Source organism: Microbacterium sp. SY138 (assembly GCF_039729145.1).
GTDB lineage: Bacteria > Actinomycetota > Actinomycetes > Actinomycetales > Microbacteriaceae > Microbacterium > Microbacterium maritypicum_A.
On the sequence record NZ_CP155793.1, the window covers coordinates 2,240,135 to 2,260,851 of the forward strand.

Annotated in this window: 17 protein-coding genes; 7 read left to right on the forward strand and 10 right to left on the reverse strand. The window is 68.3% G+C overall.

Annotated elements, in window-relative coordinates:
- Window positions 1–5 precede the first annotated feature (5 nt).
- Complete coding sequence (locus ABDC25_RS10680; RefSeq protein WP_152525824.1) at window positions 6–1,646, reverse strand: MFS transporter; 1,641 nt, start codon at window positions 1,644–1,646, stop codon at window positions 6–8.
- A gap of 72 nt (window positions 1,647–1,718) precedes the next feature.
- Between ABDC25_RS10680 and ABDC25_RS10685 the strand changes: the two genes are divergently transcribed.
- From ABDC25_RS10685 to ABDC25_RS10700, 4 genes are all read left to right on the forward strand, one after another.
- On the forward strand, window positions 1,719–1,892 hold the full coding sequence (locus ABDC25_RS10685; protein WP_017831028.1) for a hypothetical protein: 174 nt from the start codon (window positions 1,719–1,721) through the stop codon (window positions 1,890–1,892).
- 67 nt (window positions 1,893–1,959) lie between these two features.
- Window positions 1,960–3,252: a Na+/H+ antiporter NhaA gene (nhaA, locus tag ABDC25_RS10690; protein ID WP_347122906.1), complete on the forward strand. Its 1,293-nt coding sequence runs from the start codon at window positions 1,960–1,962 to the stop codon at window positions 3,250–3,252.
- Window positions 3,253–3,290: 38 nt separating this feature from the next.
- Entirely contained in the window at window positions 3,291–3,968 is a 678-nt protein-coding gene (locus tag ABDC25_RS10695; RefSeq protein ID WP_021198001.1) for a response regulator transcription factor, read from the forward strand.
- Window positions 3,965–4,942: a HAMP domain-containing sensor histidine kinase gene (locus ABDC25_RS10700; RefSeq protein ID WP_167254394.1), complete on the forward strand. Its 978-nt coding sequence runs from the start codon at window positions 3,965–3,967 to the stop codon at window positions 4,940–4,942. Before ABDC25_RS10695 ends, ABDC25_RS10700 begins: the two co-directional genes overlap by 4 nt.
- Here the strand turns inward: ABDC25_RS10700 and ABDC25_RS10705 are convergent.
- Genes ABDC25_RS10705 through ABDC25_RS10715 form a run of 3 tightly spaced genes read right to left on the reverse strand, consistent with a single transcriptional unit; the run spans window position 4,920 to window position 7,632 of the window.
- Entirely contained in the window at window positions 4,920–5,732 is an 813-nt protein-coding gene (locus ABDC25_RS10705) for an FAD:protein FMN transferase (RefSeq protein WP_021198003.1), read from the reverse strand. The two genes, ABDC25_RS10700 and ABDC25_RS10705, sit on opposite strands and share 23 nt — an antisense overlap.
- Entirely contained in the window at window positions 5,732–6,196 is a 465-nt protein-coding gene (locus ABDC25_RS10710) for an FMN-binding protein (RefSeq protein ID WP_021198004.1), read from the reverse strand. Before ABDC25_RS10710 ends, ABDC25_RS10705 begins: the two co-directional genes overlap by 1 nt.
- A gap of 14 nt (window positions 6,197–6,210) precedes the next feature.
- On the reverse strand, window positions 6,211–7,632 hold the full coding sequence (locus ABDC25_RS10715) for a ferredoxin reductase family protein (RefSeq protein ID WP_347122909.1): 1,422 nt from the start codon (window positions 7,630–7,632) through the stop codon (window positions 6,211–6,213).
- A 138-nt stretch (window positions 7,633–7,770) separates the two neighbouring features.
- Between ABDC25_RS10715 and ABDC25_RS10720 the strand changes: the two genes are divergently transcribed.
- Window positions 7,771–9,681 carry a heavy metal translocating P-type ATPase gene (locus ABDC25_RS10720; protein ID WP_347122911.1) on the forward strand — a complete coding sequence of 637 codons (1,911 nt, stop codon included), beginning with the start codon at window positions 7,771–7,773 and terminating at the stop codon, window positions 9,679–9,681.
- A gap of 45 nt (window positions 9,682–9,726) precedes the next feature.
- Here ABDC25_RS10720 and ABDC25_RS10725 read toward each other — a convergent pair whose 3' ends face one another.
- The 5 genes from ABDC25_RS10725 to ABDC25_RS10745 are packed head-to-tail and all read right to left on the reverse strand — an operon-like array spanning window position 9,727 to window position 15,225.
- The gene (locus tag ABDC25_RS10725; RefSeq protein WP_167254400.1) at window positions 9,727–10,857 is read right to left on the reverse strand and encodes a HAMP domain-containing sensor histidine kinase; all 1,131 of its coding nucleotides are present in this window, start codon (window positions 10,855–10,857) and stop codon (window positions 9,727–9,729) included.
- A gap of 5 nt (window positions 10,858–10,862) precedes the next feature.
- Window positions 10,863–11,588 (reverse strand): response regulator transcription factor, encoded by a 726-nt coding sequence (locus ABDC25_RS10730; protein ID WP_046398829.1) that lies wholly within the window; start codon window positions 11,586–11,588, stop codon window positions 10,863–10,865.
- A 42-nt stretch (window positions 11,589–11,630) separates the two neighbouring features.
- Window positions 11,631–12,401, reverse strand: coding sequence for an enoyl-CoA hydratase/isomerase family protein (locus ABDC25_RS10735; protein ID WP_347122914.1), 771 nt, complete (start codon window positions 12,399–12,401; stop codon window positions 11,631–11,633).
- Window positions 12,402–12,412: 11 nt separating this feature from the next.
- A complete protein-coding gene (locus ABDC25_RS10740) occupies window positions 12,413–13,747 on the reverse strand; it encodes a hypothetical protein (protein WP_021198010.1) in 1,335 nt (444 codons plus the stop codon).
- Window positions 13,732–15,225: an amino acid adenylation domain-containing protein gene (locus tag ABDC25_RS10745; protein WP_347122916.1), complete on the reverse strand. Its 1,494-nt coding sequence runs from the start codon at window positions 15,223–15,225 to the stop codon at window positions 13,732–13,734. The genes ABDC25_RS10740 and ABDC25_RS10745 overlap by 16 nt, the downstream gene beginning before the upstream one ends.
- A 259-nt stretch (window positions 15,226–15,484) precedes the next feature.
- Between ABDC25_RS10745 and ABDC25_RS10750 the strand changes: the two genes are divergently transcribed.
- Together ABDC25_RS10750 and ABDC25_RS10755 are read left to right on the forward strand one after the other, a co-directional pair.
- Window positions 15,485–15,979: a DUF1269 domain-containing protein gene (locus ABDC25_RS10750; protein ID WP_021198012.1), complete on the forward strand. Its 495-nt coding sequence runs from the start codon at window positions 15,485–15,487 to the stop codon at window positions 15,977–15,979.
- A 123-nt stretch (window positions 15,980–16,102) separates the two neighbouring features.
- On the forward strand, window positions 16,103–18,457 hold the full coding sequence (locus ABDC25_RS10755) for an arylsulfatase (protein WP_347122918.1): 2,355 nt from the start codon (window positions 16,103–16,105) through the stop codon (window positions 18,455–18,457).
- A 63-nt stretch (window positions 18,458–18,520) separates the two neighbouring features.
- Here the strand turns inward: ABDC25_RS10755 and ABDC25_RS10760 are convergent, their stop codons facing one another.
- On the reverse strand, window positions 18,521–20,587 hold the full coding sequence (locus ABDC25_RS10760; RefSeq protein ID WP_347125981.1) for a heavy metal translocating P-type ATPase: 2,067 nt from the start codon (window positions 20,585–20,587) through the stop codon (window positions 18,521–18,523).
- Window positions 20,588–20,717: the final 130 nt, after the last annotated feature.

Consider the following 20,717-nt stretch of genomic DNA (forward strand, 5'->3'; position numbering starts at 1 on the left):
CTCCGTCAGATTGCTCTTTCGCCGTCTTGCTGGCGGCCTTCTTCCTCCGTCCGCCCGTCCTCGTCCTCCGGTCGGGTGCGCACCGTGGTCGATCCGAGGGACACGGTGGCGAGCAGGCCGAGGGCGAGGAACCCTGCCGCTGTCCAGGCGGCGTAGCGGGTCCCTTCGGAGAAGGCGGCCTTGGCATCATCGGCCACATCAGCGGTCGCGGCATTCGATTCCAGCCCGCTGATCGCCGCCCCTGCGCTGTCGACCACGGCCGACACGATCTGGTCGCGCTGGGCGGCGGGGACACCGCGCTCGTCGAGCGAAGACGCGAGGATCCCGGCGGTGCTGGTGAAGAGAACAGTGCCAAGAACAGCGACGCCGAGGGCGGCGCCGATCTGCCGAGACGTGGACTGCGTGCCCGAGGCCGCCCCGCTGTCCGCGACCGGCACCTCGGCGAGCACGACCCCGGTCAGCTGCGCCGTGGCGAGGCCGACACCGAGTCCGTAGACGAAGAGGAACGGGATGAGCGGTCCCCAGGACGCGTCAGGGCCGATGACGAAGCCGACTCCCGCGACACCGATGATCTCGGCGATGAGGCCGGCACGCACCACCCAGACCGGGGCGACCTTTCCGCTCGAGGCGCCGGCGACACCGCTGGCGAGGAACGATCCGCCCGCCAGCGCGAGCAGGAGCAGCCCTGTCTGCACGGCTTCGAAACCGAGCACGAACTGCAGCCAGAGCGGAAGCGCGAGGATGATGCCGAACTCCCCCAACGACACCACCGCTGCGGCGATGTTCCCGTTGCGGAACGAGGAGATTGAGAACAGCCGCAGCGCCAGCAGCGTCGACTTCCCCACCCGTTCGCGGTGCCGTCCCCACAGGATGAACGCGATGACGGCGAGGACGGCGACGGCGAAGAACAGCGGGATCGGCGACAGCTCCCACGGCCAGGCCCAGTCACCGATCTGCGGCCGCGTGTCGACGAGCCACCAGCCGTAGGTCCGTCCCTCGATCAGGCCGAACACGAGGCTTCCCATCGCCGCTATCGACAGCAATGCTCCGATGATGTCGACGCGGGAGACGCGGTCGCTGCGCGATTCCGCGACGGTCAGGAGCACGCCGATCACGATGATGACGCCGAGGGGGATGTTGATGCCGAAAGCCCAGCGCCACGAGTAGGCGGTCGTGAGCCACCCGCCGAGGAGCGGACCGACGGCCGCCATGCCGCCGATCGTGGAACCCCATACGGCGAACGCGATTCCGCGCTCCCTGCCTCGGAAGGTCGCGTTGATGATCGAGAGGGTGGTGGGGAGGATCATCGCACCGCCGACGCCCTGCGCCAGTCGGGCCAGGATGAGCATGCCGCCGTCCGGCGACAGGGCGGCGAACACCGACGAGGCTCCGAAGACGACGACGCCGATGATCATCACCCGGCGTCGACCGAAACGGTCGGCGAGGCTGCCGAAGACGAGCAGCAGCGACGCGAAGACGAGCGTGTACGACTCCTGCACCCACTGGACCTCGGTCGAGGTGATGCCGAGGTCCTCCACGATCGCGGGGATCGCCACGTTGACGATCGTCGAATCGACGATGATCAGCGAGACCGCGATGCTGATGAAGACGAGCCCGAGCCAACGCCAGCGCACGTATCTTTCCATGATCGCTAGCCTAGTTAGCGAAATTCGATCGCGGTAGGCGGTATCCCAGCGGGACGACGATAGGCTCGATACGTGCCCCTCCTCTCGATCGCCGGTTCGACGCGTGCCCCGCACCGTCTCCGTTCGGCGACCCCGATGAGGGAATGGATGCGGGTCATCCTGCACCCGGGCACGAACGGGTGGACCAGTGTCTGGGGCACCCTCTCGCACGGCGAGATCGCCGGCTGCCCGCCGCCACGGAACTAGACCACGCCTCGAACGGGGCGGTGGTCTTCTGCGCCATTCACCCCTTCTCTCGCGTGAGGTCTTTTCCGTGTCCCCGAATTCTTCCCCTGCCCGTTTCTCCCTCGCCCCGCATGCGCTGTGGAACGGCATCCGCTCCAACGCCCGCAGCGACGTCCTCGGCGGGTCGCTCCTGCTCGCGGCGACGTTCGCCGCGCTCGTCCTCGCCAACAGTCCCGACGCCCCCTGGTACGAGTCAGTGCGCGACTTCACGTTCGGCATCCCGGAACTGCATCTCGAACTCAGCGTCGGCGCCTGGGCGTCCGACGGCCTGCTGGCGATCTTCTTCTTCGTCGTCGGTCTCGAGCTGAAGGAGGAGTTCGTCGCCGGACGTCTGCGCGATCCACGTCGAGCCGCCCTGCCGATCGCGGCCGCGATCGGCGGCGTGGTGGTTCCCGCTCTCATCTTCGTCGTGATCAACGCCGCCGGCGGTTCGGATGCCCTGCGCGGCTGGGCGATCCCCACGGCCACGGACATCGCGTTCGCCGTGGCCGTGATCGCCGTGGTCGGCAAGTTCCTGCCTCCCGCCCTTCGGGTGTTCCTGCTCACGCTGGCGATCATCGACGACCTCATCGCGATCACCATCATCGCGACGTTCTACACCGACACCATCAGCTTTCCGTGGCTGATCCTGGCGCTGCTGCCGCTGGCGGGATTCGCCGCCCTGGTGGCGAAGGGGGTGCGGGCGTGGTGGATCCTGCTCCCCCTCGCCATCGCCGTCTGGGTGTGCATCCACGCATCCGGTGTGCACGCGACCGTCGCCGGCGTTCTTCTCGGCTTCGTCGTGCCCGTCACGGCGACGGAGCGCGCCCGCGTGCGGGTCGGCACGGACGATGCCGGCCGACCGGTCTACGACGGCATGGCCGCACACTTCGCCGACCGTTGGAGCATCGTGGCCACGCTGTTCGCGGTCCCGGTCTTCGCCTTCTTCGCCGCGGGGGTCACCGTCGGCGGGTGGGCAGGCCTCACGTCGGCGTTCACCGACCCGATCACCATCGGAATCGTCGTCGGCCTGGTGATCGGGAAGCCGATCGGCATCCTCGCCACGACCTTCCTGCTGAGTCGCTTCCCTGCGCTGCGCCTGGACGAGTCGCTGCGCTGGCCAGACCTGACCGGAATGGCGTTCCTCGCCGGCATCGGGTTCACGGTGTCCCTCCTGGTGGGCGAACTCGCCTACGGATCGAGCTCGGTTGCAGACGAACACGTGAAGATCGGGGTACTGGTCGGATCGTTCGTCGCCGCCCTCCTCGGCGGGATCATCCTGGCGCGCAGCAATGCACGGGGGCGTCGTGAGTCTCACGACGCCGGTGCGGGCGTACTCTGATCACCAAGATCACGGACGACTCCCCGAGGACGGCCGCCATGAACCAGACCGATGCGCCGCGCGGAAAGCTCCTCTATGTGGAGGACGACGCGGAGATCGCCGCCTTGACGGTGGAGGTGCTGGGCGACGTGTACGACGTGGATCATGCTCCGGACGGCGAGAGCGCCCTGCGACTCGCACTGAGTCGGCGTTACGACGCGATGGTGGTCGACCGGAGGCTCCCGGGCATGGACGGCGTGGCCTTCGTGCATGCGGTGCGCACAGCACACATCACGACGCCCGTCCTGATGCTGACGGCCCTCGGTACCGTTGATGATCGCGTGACAGGTCTCGACGGCGGAGCGAACGACTACCTGGTGAAGCCGTTCGACTACGACGAACTGCTGGCGCGCCTTCGCGCGCTGCGGAGAGCGTTCCGCGCGCAGGGCGCGCGCAGGCCTCTGGGCGAGTGGGTCTTCGCCCCTGATGCCCAGGCGGTCTACGACCCGACGGGGTATCGCGTGGCATTGACGGCGACCGAGAGCGCCCTGCTGGAGCTGCTCACGGCCAGCCCTGAGCATGTGTTCACCCGGGAGGAGATCCTGCACGCGGTGTTCCACGAGGGGGACACGACGAGTTCTGTCGACACCTATGTGCACTATGTGCGACGCAAGACGAGCGCAGAGATGATCGAGACCGTGCGCGCACGGGGGTACCGGGCGGGGGCGCCCTCATGAGCGACGACGCGGCGCGGGTGCGCCGAGCGGCATTGTCGATCGGGCTGTGGGTGGGCGTCGCGTCGGGTGTGATCGTTGCGATGGGCATCGGGATCCTGATCACCGTGATCCTCTCCACCTCCCGCCGGGAAGGGGAGGAACACGGCGGTGGATGGTTCGGCGGCCCCGTCGGTGCACGCGACGACTTCATCGTCGACATCGACGTGGTCGTGCCCGTGGTGATCGTGTTGGGCGTCATCGGCGTCGTGCTGCTGGGGATCGTGGCCGCCGTCGCCGCCCGACGGTCGGTTCGCCCGCTGGGTGAGGCACTGCGCCGACAGCGCAACTTCGTGGCCGATGCCAGCCATGAGCTGCGCACGCCCCTGACGACGGTGACGAGTCGCATCCAAGTGCTTCAGCGACGCCTCGACCGGGGTGAGGACATCGGCCCCGGCCTGGTCGAGCTCCGTCGAGATGCAGACTCCATGGGAGATGTGCTGAACGACCTGTTGATAGCGGCCGAGGGGGCGTCCCATGACGACGGAGAGGCCGAAGTGGCGAGTGCAGCGTCCACGGCGGTCGCCGCGATCTCGACGATCGCGGACGAGCACGAGGTGGCTCTCACGGTGACCGTCGTCGACGACGGGGCCGTCGCTCGGATCCCCACGGTGACACTGGTCCGCGTCCTCGTCGCTCTGCTCGACAACGCGGTACAGCACTCTCCTGCCGGCGGCGCAGTCACCATCCGCATCGGCACGGACGCGCGTGACGTCACCGTTCGTGTGACCGATGAGGGACCGGGCATCGCCGGGATCCCCTCGGATCAGATCTTCGAGCGCTTCGCCCGCCCGCCCGAGAGCGGGCGCCTGCGCGGCTTCGGCCTCGGACTCTCGCTCGTGCGCGATGTCGCGCGCCGGGCCGGCGGTTCCATCGAGGTCGAGAGTTCGACCGCTCGCGGCACGACCTTCCTCCTCACACTTCCCGCGTCCCGCTGACCGCGCACACGTCGATCATCGTCGAACCGAGCCAGCGCGTGACAACCCCCTCGTGGTCCACCACGATGCCGGTGCGCGAGGCGGAAGCCTCGATCCAGGAGCGATCAAGAGCTCCTGCCACGACGGCTGCGGTCGCCCAGACGTCCGCCTGCGCGAGGCCGTCAGAGACGACGGTCGCGGACGCCACGGCGGTCGCCGGCGCGCCCGTTCGCGGATCGAGGATGTGGTGGCCGCGCTCGGCAGTGCCCGATGTGGCGACAGCACCGTTGGCGATATCGAGCGTGGCGAGCACCCGGCCGCAGTCGTGCGGATCAGCGATCCCCACGTGCCACCGCCGATCCGATCCGTCCGCCGTGAACAGCTGCAGGTCTCCGCCCGCGTTGATCCCGACCGCGACCGCCGAGGTCAGCAGCGGTGCGAGGTGGCGACGGCTCGCCTCCTCGACCGCCCACCCCTTGACCCAGCCGGTGGGATCGAACCACCCTTCCCGATACCCAGAGAACAGCCCACCGGTCGCGTGCGCTGCGCGTTCGCACGCAGCAGACGCGAACGCCACCCGCGGGTCGGCGTCAGCCAGAGACAGCTCTCCTCGGCGGATGCGGTTGATGTCGGAGTCCGGTCGATAGGTCGAGAAGATGCCGTCCACGTCGTGCAGCTCATCGAAGCACGCTCTGATCGCCCCCTCGGTCGCCACAGCATCCTGATCTCCCGCGGAGATCAGGTGGATGCTCATCGGGATGCCCATGATCTTCTCGACCCAGACCCGCGTGCTCTCCGGTGCGCCACGCATCAGCTGTGCGCCTGATCGATCGCGCTCTGCAGCGACGAGAGGTAGCCGTCGCTGGTATACGTGGCTCCCGACACCATCTGGATCTGCGCGCTCTGCGACTGCAGAGTCTCCGAAACCAGCCGAGGAATCGCGGTGCCGTTGATCTGACGGTCCCGGCCGTTGCCGTCGGGATAATCGATGGCCTGCGCGTCGCTGATCTGTCCGCCGGAAACCGTGATCCTGACTTGCACCGGTCCGTACCGGGTCTGCGACGACGCGCCGGTGTAGGTCCCGTCGGCGAGACCGGTACCCGCCGACGCTCCGGAGTCCGACGCTCCGGAGTTCGACGTCCCGGAGCTGCCGACGGCGCCTGTGGTCGGAGGAGTCGCGTCGTGCGGCATGACCGCATCGAGCGACGTGCGATAGCTGAACAGCAGCACGAGCCCGCTAATCGTCGCGAGCACGGCATACAGGATCTTCTTCATGGCTACCTCCCTGGTCAGACGGTGAACGATTCGGAGTGGATGCGGTGCGGAGGGAACCCGGCGCTCTCGAGGTCGCGCGTGAGCCCTTTCATCCAGGTCTCGGTTCCGCAGACGAAGACGTCGTAGGCCTCGGGGTCGGAAACGAGGTGGCGGAGCAGGTCGGGACCGTTCCAAGCACTGTGGCTGGCCGCGATCCAGCTCGACGGGCCGGAAGACCGGGGACCGATGAAGGGCAGGTACCGCACTCCTCGACGCGAGACGAGGTCGGCGATCGCGTCCTGCCGGAGTGCATCTTCGGCGACGGAGTCACGAGTGAGGAGGGTCGCCTCCCCCGGCGCGTAATCCTCGGCTTCCAACAGGGAGAGAAGAGGGGCCACCCCGGCACCTGCACCGATCATGAGCAGCTTCGTCCCGGTACGACGCTCCCCCGTCATCCCCCCGTACGGTCCTTCGACGATGACGCGCGTGCCCGGTGTGAGCGATGCCAGACGGCGCGTACCGTCCCCCACCACTCGGGCCGTCAGCGTGAGCTCGCTCCCTGGCGCAGCGGAGAGCGAGAACGGGTGACCACGCGTCCACCCCTGCCCGTCGAGAAAGCGCCATACGAAGAACTGTCCGGCACGGGCACCCAGGGTCGAGAGATCACGCCCGACGACGCGGATGGTCACTCCCCGCGCACCGTCGGGTTCGACGCTCGCCACGCGCAGGGCACGCCGCGAGGAGCGCAGCACGGGCATACCGAATCGGAACACGAGGATCGACGCCGCCGCGAGCGCCCAGATCGTCCACCAGTACGCGGTCGCGAGCGGCGACGAGAGGAAGTCCGCGCCCGTCCACAGCTGGTGCGGGAGGGCCAGGCCCACGCCGAGGTACGCGTAGAGATGCAGGAGATGCCAGGACTCGTAGCGCAGGCGCCGGCGCGCGCGTCGGATCGAGGTGACCACCACGAGCAGGATCAGCAGGGTCCCCGCGGTGGCGAGGAGCATGCCCGGGTAGTCCCAGACGAATCCCCACAGTTGCACGAAGGGGTTGATGCCGGCGGTGATCGCGTAGCCCAACGCGAGCAGAGCGATATGCGCGCCCATCAGCCAGAACGACCAGAACCCGACGAAGCGATGCATACGGGTGATGCCGTCACGGCCGAATCCACGCTCGAAGAGTGGAACCCGCGCCATGAGGAGTACCTGGTACAGCAGGAGGTTGGCCGCGACGAGACCCGTCAGTCGTCCCAGCGTGGTGACGGTCTCCCCGCTGGCTCCGAGGACGGCACCGATCCCTCCCCCGGCCACCCAGAGCGCGACGACGAGGAGACTCGTCGCCCAGATGACGATGATCGCGCCCGCCCGCCATGCCTGAGCGCGGCGGTGGGCCGAGCCCTGGTGCTCTCCGATCACCGGGGAGAGGGCACCTCGGGGTCTGTTCGTGAGAGTGGTCATGGGGCCATCCTGGGGGCCGGGCTCTGAGACGGTTCTAAGAATGACCTCGCCACAGTCCACTCACAGGGATTCCATGGGATCAACCCGAACCCGCCGCCCGTCGGTGGCACTCCGCACCGATTCGCGGGAAGCTGGAGCATGAGGTTTCTCCGCTTGCTGTGGCGCTATCCGGCGATCACGACCACCGTCCTCGTGTTCGTCGGCGTGCTCATCCTGCACGCGGTCGACGCGGCCGTCATCGGGCGGTGGATCGCCACCGGTTACGTGGCCGCGTTCGTCGTCTGGACCCTCGTCGGCATGGTGCGGGATGTGCTTCGCGGCCACGTGGGTCTCGACATCCTCGCGGTGGTCGCGATGGTGGCGACGCTCGCCGTCGGCGAGTACATCGCATCCCTCATCATCGTGCTCATGCTGTCGGGCGGAGAGGCGCTCGAAGACTTCGCCGGCCGTCGCGCGAAGCGCGACCTGTCCGCGTTGCTGGATCGTTCTCCGCGCATCGCCCACGTGCTCGTGCACGCACAGGCCGCGGATTCGGACGAGGTGAGGGATCTCCCCGTCGACGAGGTCGCGATCGGCGATGTGCTCCTCGTGCGCCCGTCGGAGGTGGTGCCCGTCGACGGTGTGCTGCTCACCGAGACCGGAACCTTCGATGAGTCGTCGCTGACCGGCGAGAGCATGCCCGTGGCCCGCGAGTCCGGAGGGGAGGTGCTCTCCGGAGCGATCAACGGCAGTCGCGCTGTGCGGATCCAGGCCGTTCGCTCGAGCGCAGACAGCCAGTACCAGCAGATCGTCGCACTCGTGCACGCCGCAGAGGACTCCCACGCGCCGGTCGTGCGCCTCGCCGACCGCTTCGCGATCCCCTTCACCGCGGTGTCGCTCGTCCTGGCCGGCACAGCCTGGGCCATCTCGGGCGACGCGACGCGCTTCGCCGAGGTCCTCGTGCTCGCGACGCCCTGTCCTCTCCTGATCGCCGCCCCGGTCGCGTTCCTGGGAGGCCTCTCACGCGCGGCGAAGTCAGGCGTGATCATGAAGGGCGGCGCCGTCATCGAACAGATCGCGCGCGTGCGATCGGCGGCCTTCGACAAGACGGGAACGCTCACGCAGGGCCGCCCGGAACTCGTCGATGTCCGGCCGGCGAACGGCTTCGGCGCGGACGAGGTCCTGCAACTCGCCGCCTCGGCGGAGCAGTACTCGACGCACGTGCTCGCCGAGGGCATCCGTCGCGCCGCAGACGCGCGCGGACTCGCGCTGCGTGTCGCGACAGAGGCCAGGGAGGAGGCCACGAACGGTGTCGTCGCCGAGATCGATGGTCGAGCGGTCGTCGTCGGCAAGCCCGCCTACGTGGCCGCTCTCGCGCCCGACACCGTGCGGGCGACGCTGGAGCTGAGTCAGGCCGCAGCCTACGTGGCCGTCGACGGCCGTTTCGCCGGGGTGCTCGTACTCGCCGACCACCCGAGGCCCGAAGCAGCGGCCGTCGTCTCGTGGTTGCGGACGCACGAGGTGGATCGCGTGGTCATGCTCACGGGCGACGTCGGGCCGACGGCGGAATCAGTGGCTCATCAGGTGGGCATCTCGGAGATCCACGCCGAGCTGCTTCCGCCCGAGAAGGTCGCTCTCGCCGGTGAACTCCAACCGCGGCCGATCATGATGGTCGGCGACGGCGTGAACGACGCCCCTGTGCTCGCCGCCGCCGACATCGGCGTCGCCATGGGCGCGAAGGGAGCGACCGCTGCCGGCGATGCCGCTGATGTCGTGATCCTCGTCGACTCGCTCGCGAAGCTCGTCGATGCGGTGTCGATCGGTCGCCACACTCTGCGGGTCGCCCTGACCGCGATCTGGATCGGGATCGGCTTGAGCGTCGGCCTCATGATCGTCGCGATGACCGGCCTCATCCCCGCGGTGGTCGGAGCACTCGTCCAGGAGCTCGTCGATCTCGCGACGATCCTGTACGCGCTGCGGGCGCTGAGCGGCCCCTCGACGGTGCTCGCCTCCGCGCCCGCCCGTCCGCAGGTGAAGACCGAGGCACCGGCACCGCAGCGCAAGGAGTGAGGAGTCACGACCTGCGCGTACGACGACCGACCCGACGGAGGCGGATCATCCATGTGGACGGTTTCGCTGCGGCAGCGTGAGGGTGAACCGGCAGCCGGCCCCACTCTGCGAACGACCTTCCAGCGTTCCGCCGTTCGCCACCGCGAGTCCGCGCGCGATCGCCAGCCCCAGCCCGGCTCCGCTCGTCGCCAAGGGGGCCATGCTCCGGGTGCGGGCGAGGTCGCCACGCCATCCGGCATCGAACGCCTGCTCGAGAGCCTCAGGGGTCATGCCGGAGCCGTGGTCCTCCACGCTGATCCTGACCGCGTCGGCATCGGCCTCCAGGAAGACCGTCGCCGCGGTCCCCTCAGGGGTGTGCTGCACCGCATTGGCGAGCAGGTTCATCAAGATGCGCTCGATGCTGAGAGGATCGGCGAAGGCCGTGACGTCGCCTGACTCGTCGACTTCCAGGTGCACCGTCGCGCCGAGATTACGGGCTGTTCCCACGGCATCGCCGACCAGATCGGCGACATCGAGGTGCTCCGGGCTCAGCGGCACCCGATCGATCTCGATGAGCGAGAACGCGAAGAAGTCCTCGACCAGCGCCCCGAGACGACTGCTCTGCGCGCGAAGCCTCGTCGTGAACTCGACACGGTCCTCGATGATCCCATCCTCGTGAGCGCGGATGATCGCGTCGATGGCGGCCAACGGTGTCCTCAGATCATGGGAGATCCCGGTGATGAGGTGCCGTCTCGCCTCCTCCTGCCGGAGATTCGTCTCCCGTGCCTCGTGGAGCGCGCGCGCAGCGTTGTGGAGCTCTCGATCGATCTGCCGATACTCCCAGTTCGACACCACCGTGTGGTCGTCGAGGGGACGACCCGATGCCAGTTGCCGGGTGTGCAGGCTTATCCGTCTGCTCTCCTCGACCAGCCGGTTGCCCAGGCGCCACGCCAGCAGCATCGTGCCCGAGCCGGCGAGGATCGTCGCTCCGAGGATGAGCGGCAGATCGTCCTCCTCGATCTGCATCCGAGAGGCCGCGAAGGCGAAGGATGCCGACATCCCCACGACCACCGTCATCACGACGATCATCATCTGACAGCGCATCGAGTACCTGCGGGTCAGCCGAAGCGCGACCGCCCCGAAGACTCCGGTCAGGATCACCGCCGCCACGACGACTCCGAGCGTTTCGAGGAGCATCGCGTTCATCTCGTCCCTTCGCTGTCGAGCAGATAGCCGTGCCCCCACACCGAGCGGATGACGACCGGCCGGGAGGCATCGGGCTCGACCTTCAGGCGGAGGCGACGGATGTTGACGGCCACAGCCGAGGTGTCTCCGGCCTCCCATCCCCACGCTCCGCCGGCGATCTCCTCGCGCGAGTGCACCCGATCGGGGTGGCGGAGGAGGAAAGCGAACAGCTCGAACTCCCGGACGGTCAGCTCCAGGTCGACGCCATCGCTCTGGATCACCCGCATCGCCGGCGTCAAACGGAACCGTCCGAGGGTGATCGGCGACTCGCCGGCGCCCTGGTGCGCGGTCCGCTGCAACAGCCGGATCACGCGGAGCACGATCTCGCGCGGTGCGACGGGCTTGACGACGTAGTCATCCGCGCCGGCTTCCAGGCCGTCGATGCGTTCATGCGGCTGCCCCATCGCCGTGAGCAGGAGGATCGGAGCGTTCGACGTGGTGCGCAGACGACGGCAGATCTCCACGCCGTCGACGCCGGGGATCATGCGGTCGAGGAGCACCACATCCGGAGGACTGAGCGTCGCGGCTTCCAACGCCGCGAAGCCGTCGGCGACCGCTTCGACGGAGAACCCGGCACGACGCAGATAGGCCACGAGGATGCTGCGAAGCTCCTCATCGTCCTCGACGACCAGCACCCGGCCGTTCGCGAGGTCGGCCAACTGCACTTCCACGGTTCTGCGCACCTTCCGAAGATACGTCGTCGTTGCCGACAGAGTCCTGCACTCTCAGCGGAACGACGGGGCGCGCTTCGACAGGAACGCCGCCATGCCCTCCTGGCCATCCGCGTGTGCCAGAGCGTCCCGGAACAGTGTGCGCTCCGCCACCGCACGCAGCGGCGCGGGCAGCGCGAAAGCGGCCTTCACGGCGGCGAGCGCACTCCTCGACGCACGGCTGAACGCGAGCGCCTGGCCGTCCACCGCGGCGGCGAGCCCATCGGCGTCGGGAAGCACGGCGTCGATGAGACCCCACTCCTCCGCCGTCGCGGCCGTCACCCGCTCGCCCGTCAGGGCCATGCGTCGCGCCCGGCCGTCGCCGATCCGGGCGGCAACACGATACGTGCCGCCGAAGCACGGGATCAGGCCCAACCCGACCTCGGGCAGCGCGAAGAGCGAGTTCGCCGTGGCGTACACGAGGTCGCAGGCGGCCGCGAGTTCGCACCCACCTCCGAGCGCGTGACCGTCGACGGCGGCGATGACCGGCACGGGGCAGGCGGCGATGCTGTCCATGGCCGCCTGTCCGGCGCGGCTGATGCGCTCACCGGAGTCGGACGATGCGGCCGCCATCTCGGCGATGTCGGCCCCGGCCACGAACGCGCGTGTTCCGGTCGAACGCACGACCACGGCGCGGTGGCGATCCGCGGGCACCGTCTCGGCGAGCTGTGTGAACACATGCCGGATGGCATGGAGCTCGTCGATGCCCATGGCGTTGAGCTGAGCGGGGCGGTCGAGGGTGACGGTGAGGGTGGTCCCCTCGGAGCTGATGAGCAGTGTGGACACGGTAAGCCCTTTCAGGAGTCCCAGATCGCCCCGTACGCGGGGACCCCGAGGGCTTCCAGCGCGGAGACGACCCGGCGGGTGGTCGATTGGTTGGAGATGCAGATCACCGCTTCGGCGTCGAACGACGTGAACTCTTCGAGCGCCAGTGCCACGAGGTCGGGGCGCCCCTGTTCGCTGGTGTTCCAGATCACGGCATCGGGGTGCGAGGCACGGATGGACTCGACGAGATCGTCGCCGTAGGTGGCTTCCGGTTCTCTGGTCGCCCACACGAGCTTCGAGGGCGTGGTGTCGGCGAAGAGGTGCGGCAGGCACGGGCCGATCCCGCTTCCGGTCGCGACCCACACGACGCGCTCGAAGAGCTGGTCCACGTTTCCCACGCCCGCCGTCGGAATCCCTCGTGTCCACACATGCGAGGGCGCGTCGTCGATGAGTCTTCCGGTCCAGTCCCCCGCCCGCGAGATGGTGAGCCGGAAGCCGGTCTCGTCGCGGGTGACGACATTCGCGAACGAGTGCCACTGGCCGAGCGGATGCCGCGCCAGGGTGGTGGACGAACCGGCGAAGGGACGCACGCCGTGATCGAAGTCCGCGAGTGCGACGTGAGACGACGGCGTCGCGATGCGGACGGGCACTTTCCTGAGCCGCAGCCACGGTGCGACGACGCTGAGCACGATGACCAGCAGCAGCCAGAACGACGGCGACGCGGCGAGGACTCGTCCGATCCCCGCAGCGCCGGCGGAGTCGGCGGCATCGGCGGCGAGCGCCACGGTGAGTACGGCGAAGAGGGTGAGAGCGGACCATCCTCCGAAGCGATGGGTCATCTCGAACAGGTCATGGCGGCGTTGGCGGATCGGAGGCAGCGCCGGTACGAGGATTCCGACCAGGCACGCGACGAGGGCGACGGCCACGCCCTTCGAGAACACGGAGAAGGAATCACTGAAGACGACGGTGGCGGCTCCCCCCAGGAACCAGCCCACGGCCGCGACCGCGGCTCCGACGTGGATCCCACCGAAGTGGTAGACCTTCGCGAGACGTCGACGGACCGCCAGCGGCGCCGATTTCGGCACGCTCGTCGCGAGCCGGAACAGGAGGTTGATCACGTACTGCTGGCGGATCAACACTGCGGCTGTGAGGTTCACGCCGCTCATGGTGATGAGGAGGGTGGCGACGTCGGCCGGCGGCATCGAGGCCAGGGTCGTGGCGATGATCCCGGCGACGACGGCGTTGATCGCGAGAACCAGCACCACCAGCCTGTTGTAGGGCATCAGAGCAGGACGGGTGAGAAGAAGCCGCCACCCGGTGAGCGCCGCGGGGCGCACGTGGGTCCCGGGAGTCACGCTGCTCGCCATGCGTGGCTCCTCAGCACCGTCTGGTCGACCTTGCCGCGCGTCGTCATCGGAAGAGCCGGTACGAGATGGACGATCTCCGGCACGCAGTAGTACGGCAGTGCTTCACGTACATGGGCGAGCGCAGCCTCCACGTCGGCGTCCTCCGGAGTCACGAAAGCGACCAGCGCCGTGCGGTCGTCGGTGGGGAGGACGGCCGCGTGCTGCACGGAGTCCTCCCGCTCGAGCAGTGCGCTCACGGCGTCGGGTTCGACTCTGAAGCCCCGGATCTTGACCTGGTCGTCCGTGCGTCCGAGGTGCTCGAGATCTCCGTCCGCATTCCATCGGGCGAGGTCGCGGGTGCGGAACATGAGACTGCCGTCGTCGGAGAACGGGTCGAGTCGGTAACGGTCGCGGGTCAGACGCGGGTTTCCCAGGTACCCGGCGGTGACCCCCGCTCCCCCGACCCACATCTCCCCGACCTCGCCGTCGGCGACCGGAGCGCCACCCTCATCCAGGATGTAGGCGGTCGTTCCCGGGATCGGCCGCCCGATCGGCGGATCCGCCTCATCGGGGGTGCACAGATGCATCGTGTTCACGATCGTGATCTCGGTAGGACCGCACGAGTTGTAGAAATCCGTCACGGCAGCCCAGCGGTTGGCGAGGGCACGAGGGCACCGTTCCCCCGCGACGGCGACAGCGGTGAACCGGCCCAGCCGTCGCGGGTCGTGCGGGGTGAGGATCGACGGGGTCGCGATCACGACGTCTGCGGCACGCAGAGCCTCGGCGAAGTCCCGTCCGCGGATGTGCAGCGTGGCACCGTGGGTGAGCGCGCCGAGGATCTCCCAGACCGCCATGTCGAAAGCGATGTTGAGGATCTGGGCGACCACGGTCCCGGGCTTCATGCCGAGCGCTCCGGGCCCTCCGAACAGGAAGTTCTCGAGGTTGCGGTGGGTCACCCGCACGCCGTTGGGCGTACCCGTCTTTCCGGACGTGAAGATGATCACGCATTCATCTCCGGCGCGTGGCGCGACGGTCCCCTGCGAAGAGGCATCCGCGTCCGCGGTGCGGGCGCGCTCGATCGGCACGACCAGGATGCCCGTCGCCGACGTCATGCGGTCCGCGAACCGCGCCTGGGTGAGCACGACACGCATGCCCGTCACGGCGACCACATGCGCCATATGGACCTCGGTGGCGATTCGCGGATCCACGGGCACGTACGCCGCCCCGAGCCGCAGTGCGGCCACGATGGCGACCACCATCTCGAATCCGCGCTCCACGAAGATCCCGATCCGATCACCTCTCCCGACGCCTCTCCGTCGGAGATCCGCCGCCAGCATGCCGGACAGCTGATCGAGCTCTACGTATGTCAGCTCCCGCCCTGCGTGCCGGGCCGCGACGGCCAGCGGTTGTTCGCACATCCACCGGCTGAGCATGTCGAGGATCGTGCGGCGGGCGGACGGAGCGGACGGGGATACGACAGGAGGAGCAGGAGCGGACACGGGGAACACCTTTCGTTTCGGTGTGCCCAGTATTTTTCGACCGACCTCCCACGACGGCGGGCAATCATTACAGAGCGTGATCAGTTCCCTGCGTATCCCCTGTCATCGCCGAAGGTCCCCCGGGTGAATTCGCGATGACGCCCGCGTTTCGCGGGTGCAGCACGGTTAGCCTGGCCTCGAGCGGGAGCCACCGCGGAGTGGCCTCCTGTCGTCAACGGCTGAGGGTGGTCGACTCAGCCCTGAACAAGGGAACTCACCCATGGCCGAACTGATCGTCATCTCCTTCGACTCCGAGCCCCAGGCGGAAGGTGCCTACGACGAGATCCTGTCGTTGCAGAACGACCTGGTCGTCGAGCTCGCGGGCCTCGCGCTCGTGAAGGTCGACGAGAAGGGCAAGACCAAGGTCGAGTATCCGGGCGCTGCCGGCAACGTCGGTGTCGGAGCCGCAGGCGGTGCACTCTTCGGCATGCTCATCGGCCTCCTGTTCTTCGTGCCGATCGCCGGACTGCTCTTCGGCGGCCTCTTTGGCGCGCTGTTCGCCGGCCTCGACAAGACCGGGATCGATGCGGAGTTCCGCGACCGGGTGAAGAGCACGGTCTCCGCCGGCAAGTCCGCCGTCGTCGTATACGCGACGAAGATCACCGAGGACAAGTTCGCCGCCGCGCTCGCGCCGTTCCACGGCACGGTCGTCCAGACCTCCCTCTCCGCCGAGGACGAGAAGGAGCTCATCCACGACCTCGGCGGCGCCCAGTAGTCGATCCACGCGGACACCGAGCACGACGGCCGGCTCCGCCCGACCCGCCGCGCTCGGTGTCCAGCTCACGATACACCCCCAGGTACTCGCGATACACCCCATGTATGAGAAGAAGGAACTTCCATGACCGCGGAACTGCCCGGATCGATCCTGCCGCTTCCTGACCGTGAGTATCAGGGGCCCGTCGTCTTCGACGCGAAGAAGTCGGAGGCCGACTTCCCTCCCCTCGTCGCCAAGCGCCCGCCCAAGAACGCACCGAACGTCCTGGTGATCCTCCTCGACGATGTGGGCTTCGGCGCGTCGAGCGCATTCGGCGGCCCGATCCACACGCCCACGGCCGAACGCCTCGGGAACGCCGGGCTGAAGTACACCCGATTCCACACGACCGCGCTGTGCTCCCCCACCCGTGCCGCGCTGCTCTCCGGACGCAACCACCACGCCGTCGGCATGGGCCACATCACCGAGACCGCGACCCCTTCCCCCGGCTACCGTTCCACGCGTCCGAACTCTGCCGTCCCGCTGCCCGAGATCCTGCGCCAGAACGGCTACAACACCGCGCAGTTCGGAAAGTGCCACGAGGTGCCGGTGTGGGAGACAGGCCCCACGGGACCGTTCGACCACTGGCCTGCCTTCTCGGGCTTCGAGAGGTTCTACGGTTTCATCGGCGGTGAGACGAACCAATGGACGCCGGCCCTCGTCGACGGAGTCACCGCGGTCGAGCCGCCGACGGACGAGGGCTACCACCTCATGCCCGATCTGGCCGACAAGACCATCGACTACATCCGGCAGCAGAAGAGCCTGACGCCGGACAAGCCGTTCTTCATCTACTTCGCCCCGGGCGCGACGCACGCCCCGCATCACGTTCCGAAGGACTGGATCGCGAAGTACAAGGGGGCCTTCGACCACGGCTGGGACGCGCAGCGCGAGCAGACCTTCGCGAAGCAGATCGAACTCGGCGTGATCGCGCCGGACTCGAAGCTCACGGAACGCCCGGAGGGACTGCCGGCCTGGGACGACGTCCCGGACGAGCAGAAGCCGATCCTCGCGCACCAGATGGAGGTCTATGCGGCGTTCCTGGAGTACGCCGACTTCCACACCGGTCGCGTCATCGACGCGCTCGAGGAGCAGGACATCCTCGACGAGACCCTCGTCTACTACATCATCGGCGACAACGGGGCGAGCGCGGAGGGCGGCATCAACGGTGCCTACATGCTGACGACCGCCTCCAACGGCGGCGGTCAGTTCGAGACCGTCGAGTTCTGGAACGAGCATCTCGACAAGGTCGGCGGTCCAGAGGCGTACAACCACTACTCGGTGGCGTGGGCGCACGCGATGTGCACGCCCTACCAGTGGACCAAGCAGGTGGCATCGCACTACGGCGGAACGCGCAACGGCACCATCGTCCACTGGCCGAGCGCGATCGAGGGATCCGGCGAGGTCCGGCACCAGTGGCACCACGTGATCGACCTCGCCCCGACCGTCCTGGACGTCGCGGGCCTCGCCGAGCCGCACACGGTGAACGGGGTCACCCAGATTCCGATGCACGGAGTCTCGATGGCCTACAGCTTCAACGCCCCGGACGCCGATGAACGACACGTCACGCAGTATTTCGAGCTGATGGGCAACCGCGGCATCTACCACAAGGGCTGGACGGCGCAGACGAAGCACCGCACTCCGTGGGATGTCGTCTCGAAGGCTCCGGACTTCTCGGCCGACGTGTGGGAGCTGTACGACACCTCGGTCGACTGGACGCAGTCGGACAACCTGGCGTCCACACACCCGGAGAAGCTGGCAGAGATGCAGCAGATGTTCCTGATCGAGGCGGCTCGACACAACGTGTTCCCGCTCGACGACCGCGCGGCCGAGCGCATGAATCCCGCGATCGCCGGCAGGCCCACGCTGGTCACCGGCGACCGACTGCGGCTGTACCCGGGGATGATCCGTCTGGGAGAGAACGTCGCCCTGAATGTGAAGAACCGTTCGTACTCGGTGACGGCCCAGCTCACGGTGCCCGAGGACGGCGCAGTCGAAGGTGCCATCGTCGCCCAGGGCGGACGCACCGGCGGGTGGTCGTTCTTCGCAGAAGACGGCAAGCTCGGGTATCACTACAACTACTGCGGGCTGGTCCGCACGACCGTGCTGTCCGACACGACCATCGGCGGTGGCGATCACCTCGTGCGTGCGGAGTTCGCCTACGACGGCGGGGGGATCGGCAAGGGCGGCGAGGTCACGCTGTTCATCGACGGTGCCGCGGTCGGCTCCGGACGCGTGGAGCACACGCACCCGCTGTACTTCTCCTTCGACGAGGGCCTGGACACCGGCGAGGACACCGGAATGCCCGCCTACGAGGGATACAAGGAGTGGGGCGGCAAGTTCACCGGCACGATCGATTGGGCAGAGGTCGCACTCGGCACCGACGATCACAACCACCTGGTCGACCCAGAGGAGCACTTGAACGCCGCGCTGCGGCATCAGTGAGTCGCGAGAACCGTGCGCGGAAAGACCCCGTCCGGCTGGACGGGGTCTTTCTGCGTACGGGAATCAGCGATCGAGGATGGCGCGGGTCGCGACGTCAGGCCGCAGATCGAGGCGCCGCAGCAGCTGCGCGTTGAGCGCGACGACGATGGTCGACAGCGACATCAGGATCGCCCCCACCGACATCGGCAGCACGAACCCGATCGGCGCGAGCACGCCGGCCGCGAGCGGCACCGAGAGCAGGTTGTACCCGGCGGCCCACCACAGATTCTGCTTCATCTTCCGATACGCGGCCCGCGAGAGTTCGATGACCGAGAGAACAGAGCGCGGGTCATCGCTTGCGAGGATCACGCCGGCAGAGGCGATGGCGACGTCTGTGCCCGCCCCGATGGCGAGCCCCACGTCTGCCTGCGCCAGCGCGGGTGCGTCGTTGACGCCGTCGCCGACCATCGCCACCTTGCGCCCCTCGTGCTGCAGCTCCTGCACCTTCGCGGCTTTGTCCTCGGGGCGCACCCCCGCGAAGAACCGGTCGATCCCCAGGTCGGCGGCGACTGTCTGCGCGACGGCCTCGGCATCACCCGTGATCATGACGACCTGCACACCGAGCGCATGCAGCGCGTCCACGGCTTCGCGGGATTCCGGACGTACCTCGTCGGCGAGCTTCAGCGCTCCGATCACTCGGCCGTCCTGGACGACGTGGAGGATGATTGCGCCGTCCTCCCGCCACTGCTCGGCGACGGCGAGCTCGTCCGCCTGCTCCTCCGTGAGCAGGTGCGGGCCGCCGACGCGCACGGTCGATCCCTCGACGGTAGCCGTGACCCCGACAGCAGGCGACGACGTGAAGTCGCGGCTCTGCGGCACCGAGAGGCTCCTCTCGGTGGCGGCGCGGACGATCGCCTTCGCGAGCGGGTGCTCACTGTCGGCTTCCGCAGCGGCGGCGAGCGCCAGCACGCGATCGGCGTCATGCTCGCCCGCGACCGACACCTCCGACACGACGGGCTCGCCCTTGGTGAGGGTTCCGGTCTTGTCGAACAGCACGGTGTCGACGGTTCGCATACTCTCCAGGGCGAGGCGATCCTTCACGAGGACTCCACCCCGGGCGGCGCGCTCGGTCGCGATCGACACGACGAGCGGGATCGCCAGACCCAGCGCATGCGGGCAGGCGATCACGAGCACGGTGATCGTGCGGATGACGGCCGCGTCGGGGAATCCGACGAGAGTCCACACGATCGCGGTGATCGCCGCGGATCCCAGAGCGAACCAGAACAGCCACCCCGCTGCGGTATCCGCGAGGCGCTGAGCTCGCGAAGACGAGCTCTGCGCCTCGGTCACCAGGCGCTGAATTCCAGCGAGGGTGGTGTCGTCTCCGGTCGCAGTGATCTCCACCCGGAGCCCGGAGTCCGTGGCGACGGTGCCGGCGGTGACCTGGTCTCCCGCACCGCGTGCGACCGTGCGGGACTCCCCCGTCACCATCGACTCGTCCATCGACGCGCGTCCGTCGACGATGCGCCCGTCGGCCGGAACGCTTCCGCCAGGGCGAACGACGACGATGTCGCCGACGGCCAGATCTGCGGGTGAGACGATCACGACCTGACCGTCCTCCACACGCTCGGCCTCGTCCGGCAGGAGAGCGGCGAGCGAGTCGAGCGCAGAGGTGGTCTGCGCGAGCGAGCGCATCTCGATCCAGTGCCCGAGCAACATGATCACGATGAGGAGGGCCAGCTCCCACCAGAAGTCGAGCTCGTGATGGAGGATGCCGAGACTCGCCCCCCACGATGCGAGGAAGGCCACGGTGATCGCCAGGCCGATGAGCAGCATCATGCCGGGCTTGCGCGCGCGGATCTCGCTGACGGCGCCCACGAGGAAGGGCTTGCCTCCCCACACGTACATCACGGTTCCCAGCACGGGCGAGACCCACATCAGCCCGGGGAGGTCGGGAAGGGGGTAGCCGAGGATCATCGCGAACATCCCCGACAACGCGACGGTGGGGACGGCAAGCGCGAGCATGATCCAGAACAGCCGCCGGAACTGGCCGACGTGGTCGGCGTGCCCTCCGTGTCCGCCGTGTCCGCCGTGTCCCCCGTGGGCGCCGTGGGCGTCGTGTCCCCCGTGGGCGTCGTGTCCCCCATGCATATGGTCGGAGTCGTTCGACTCGTGGTGCGGGGCGCCGGGTGCGGTGCTGTCGTGGTGCGGAGTGCTCATTACCCTCTCCTCCTCGGAAAGACGATTCCCGTGCGGGGCCGCGTGGTGCGGCCCCGCACGG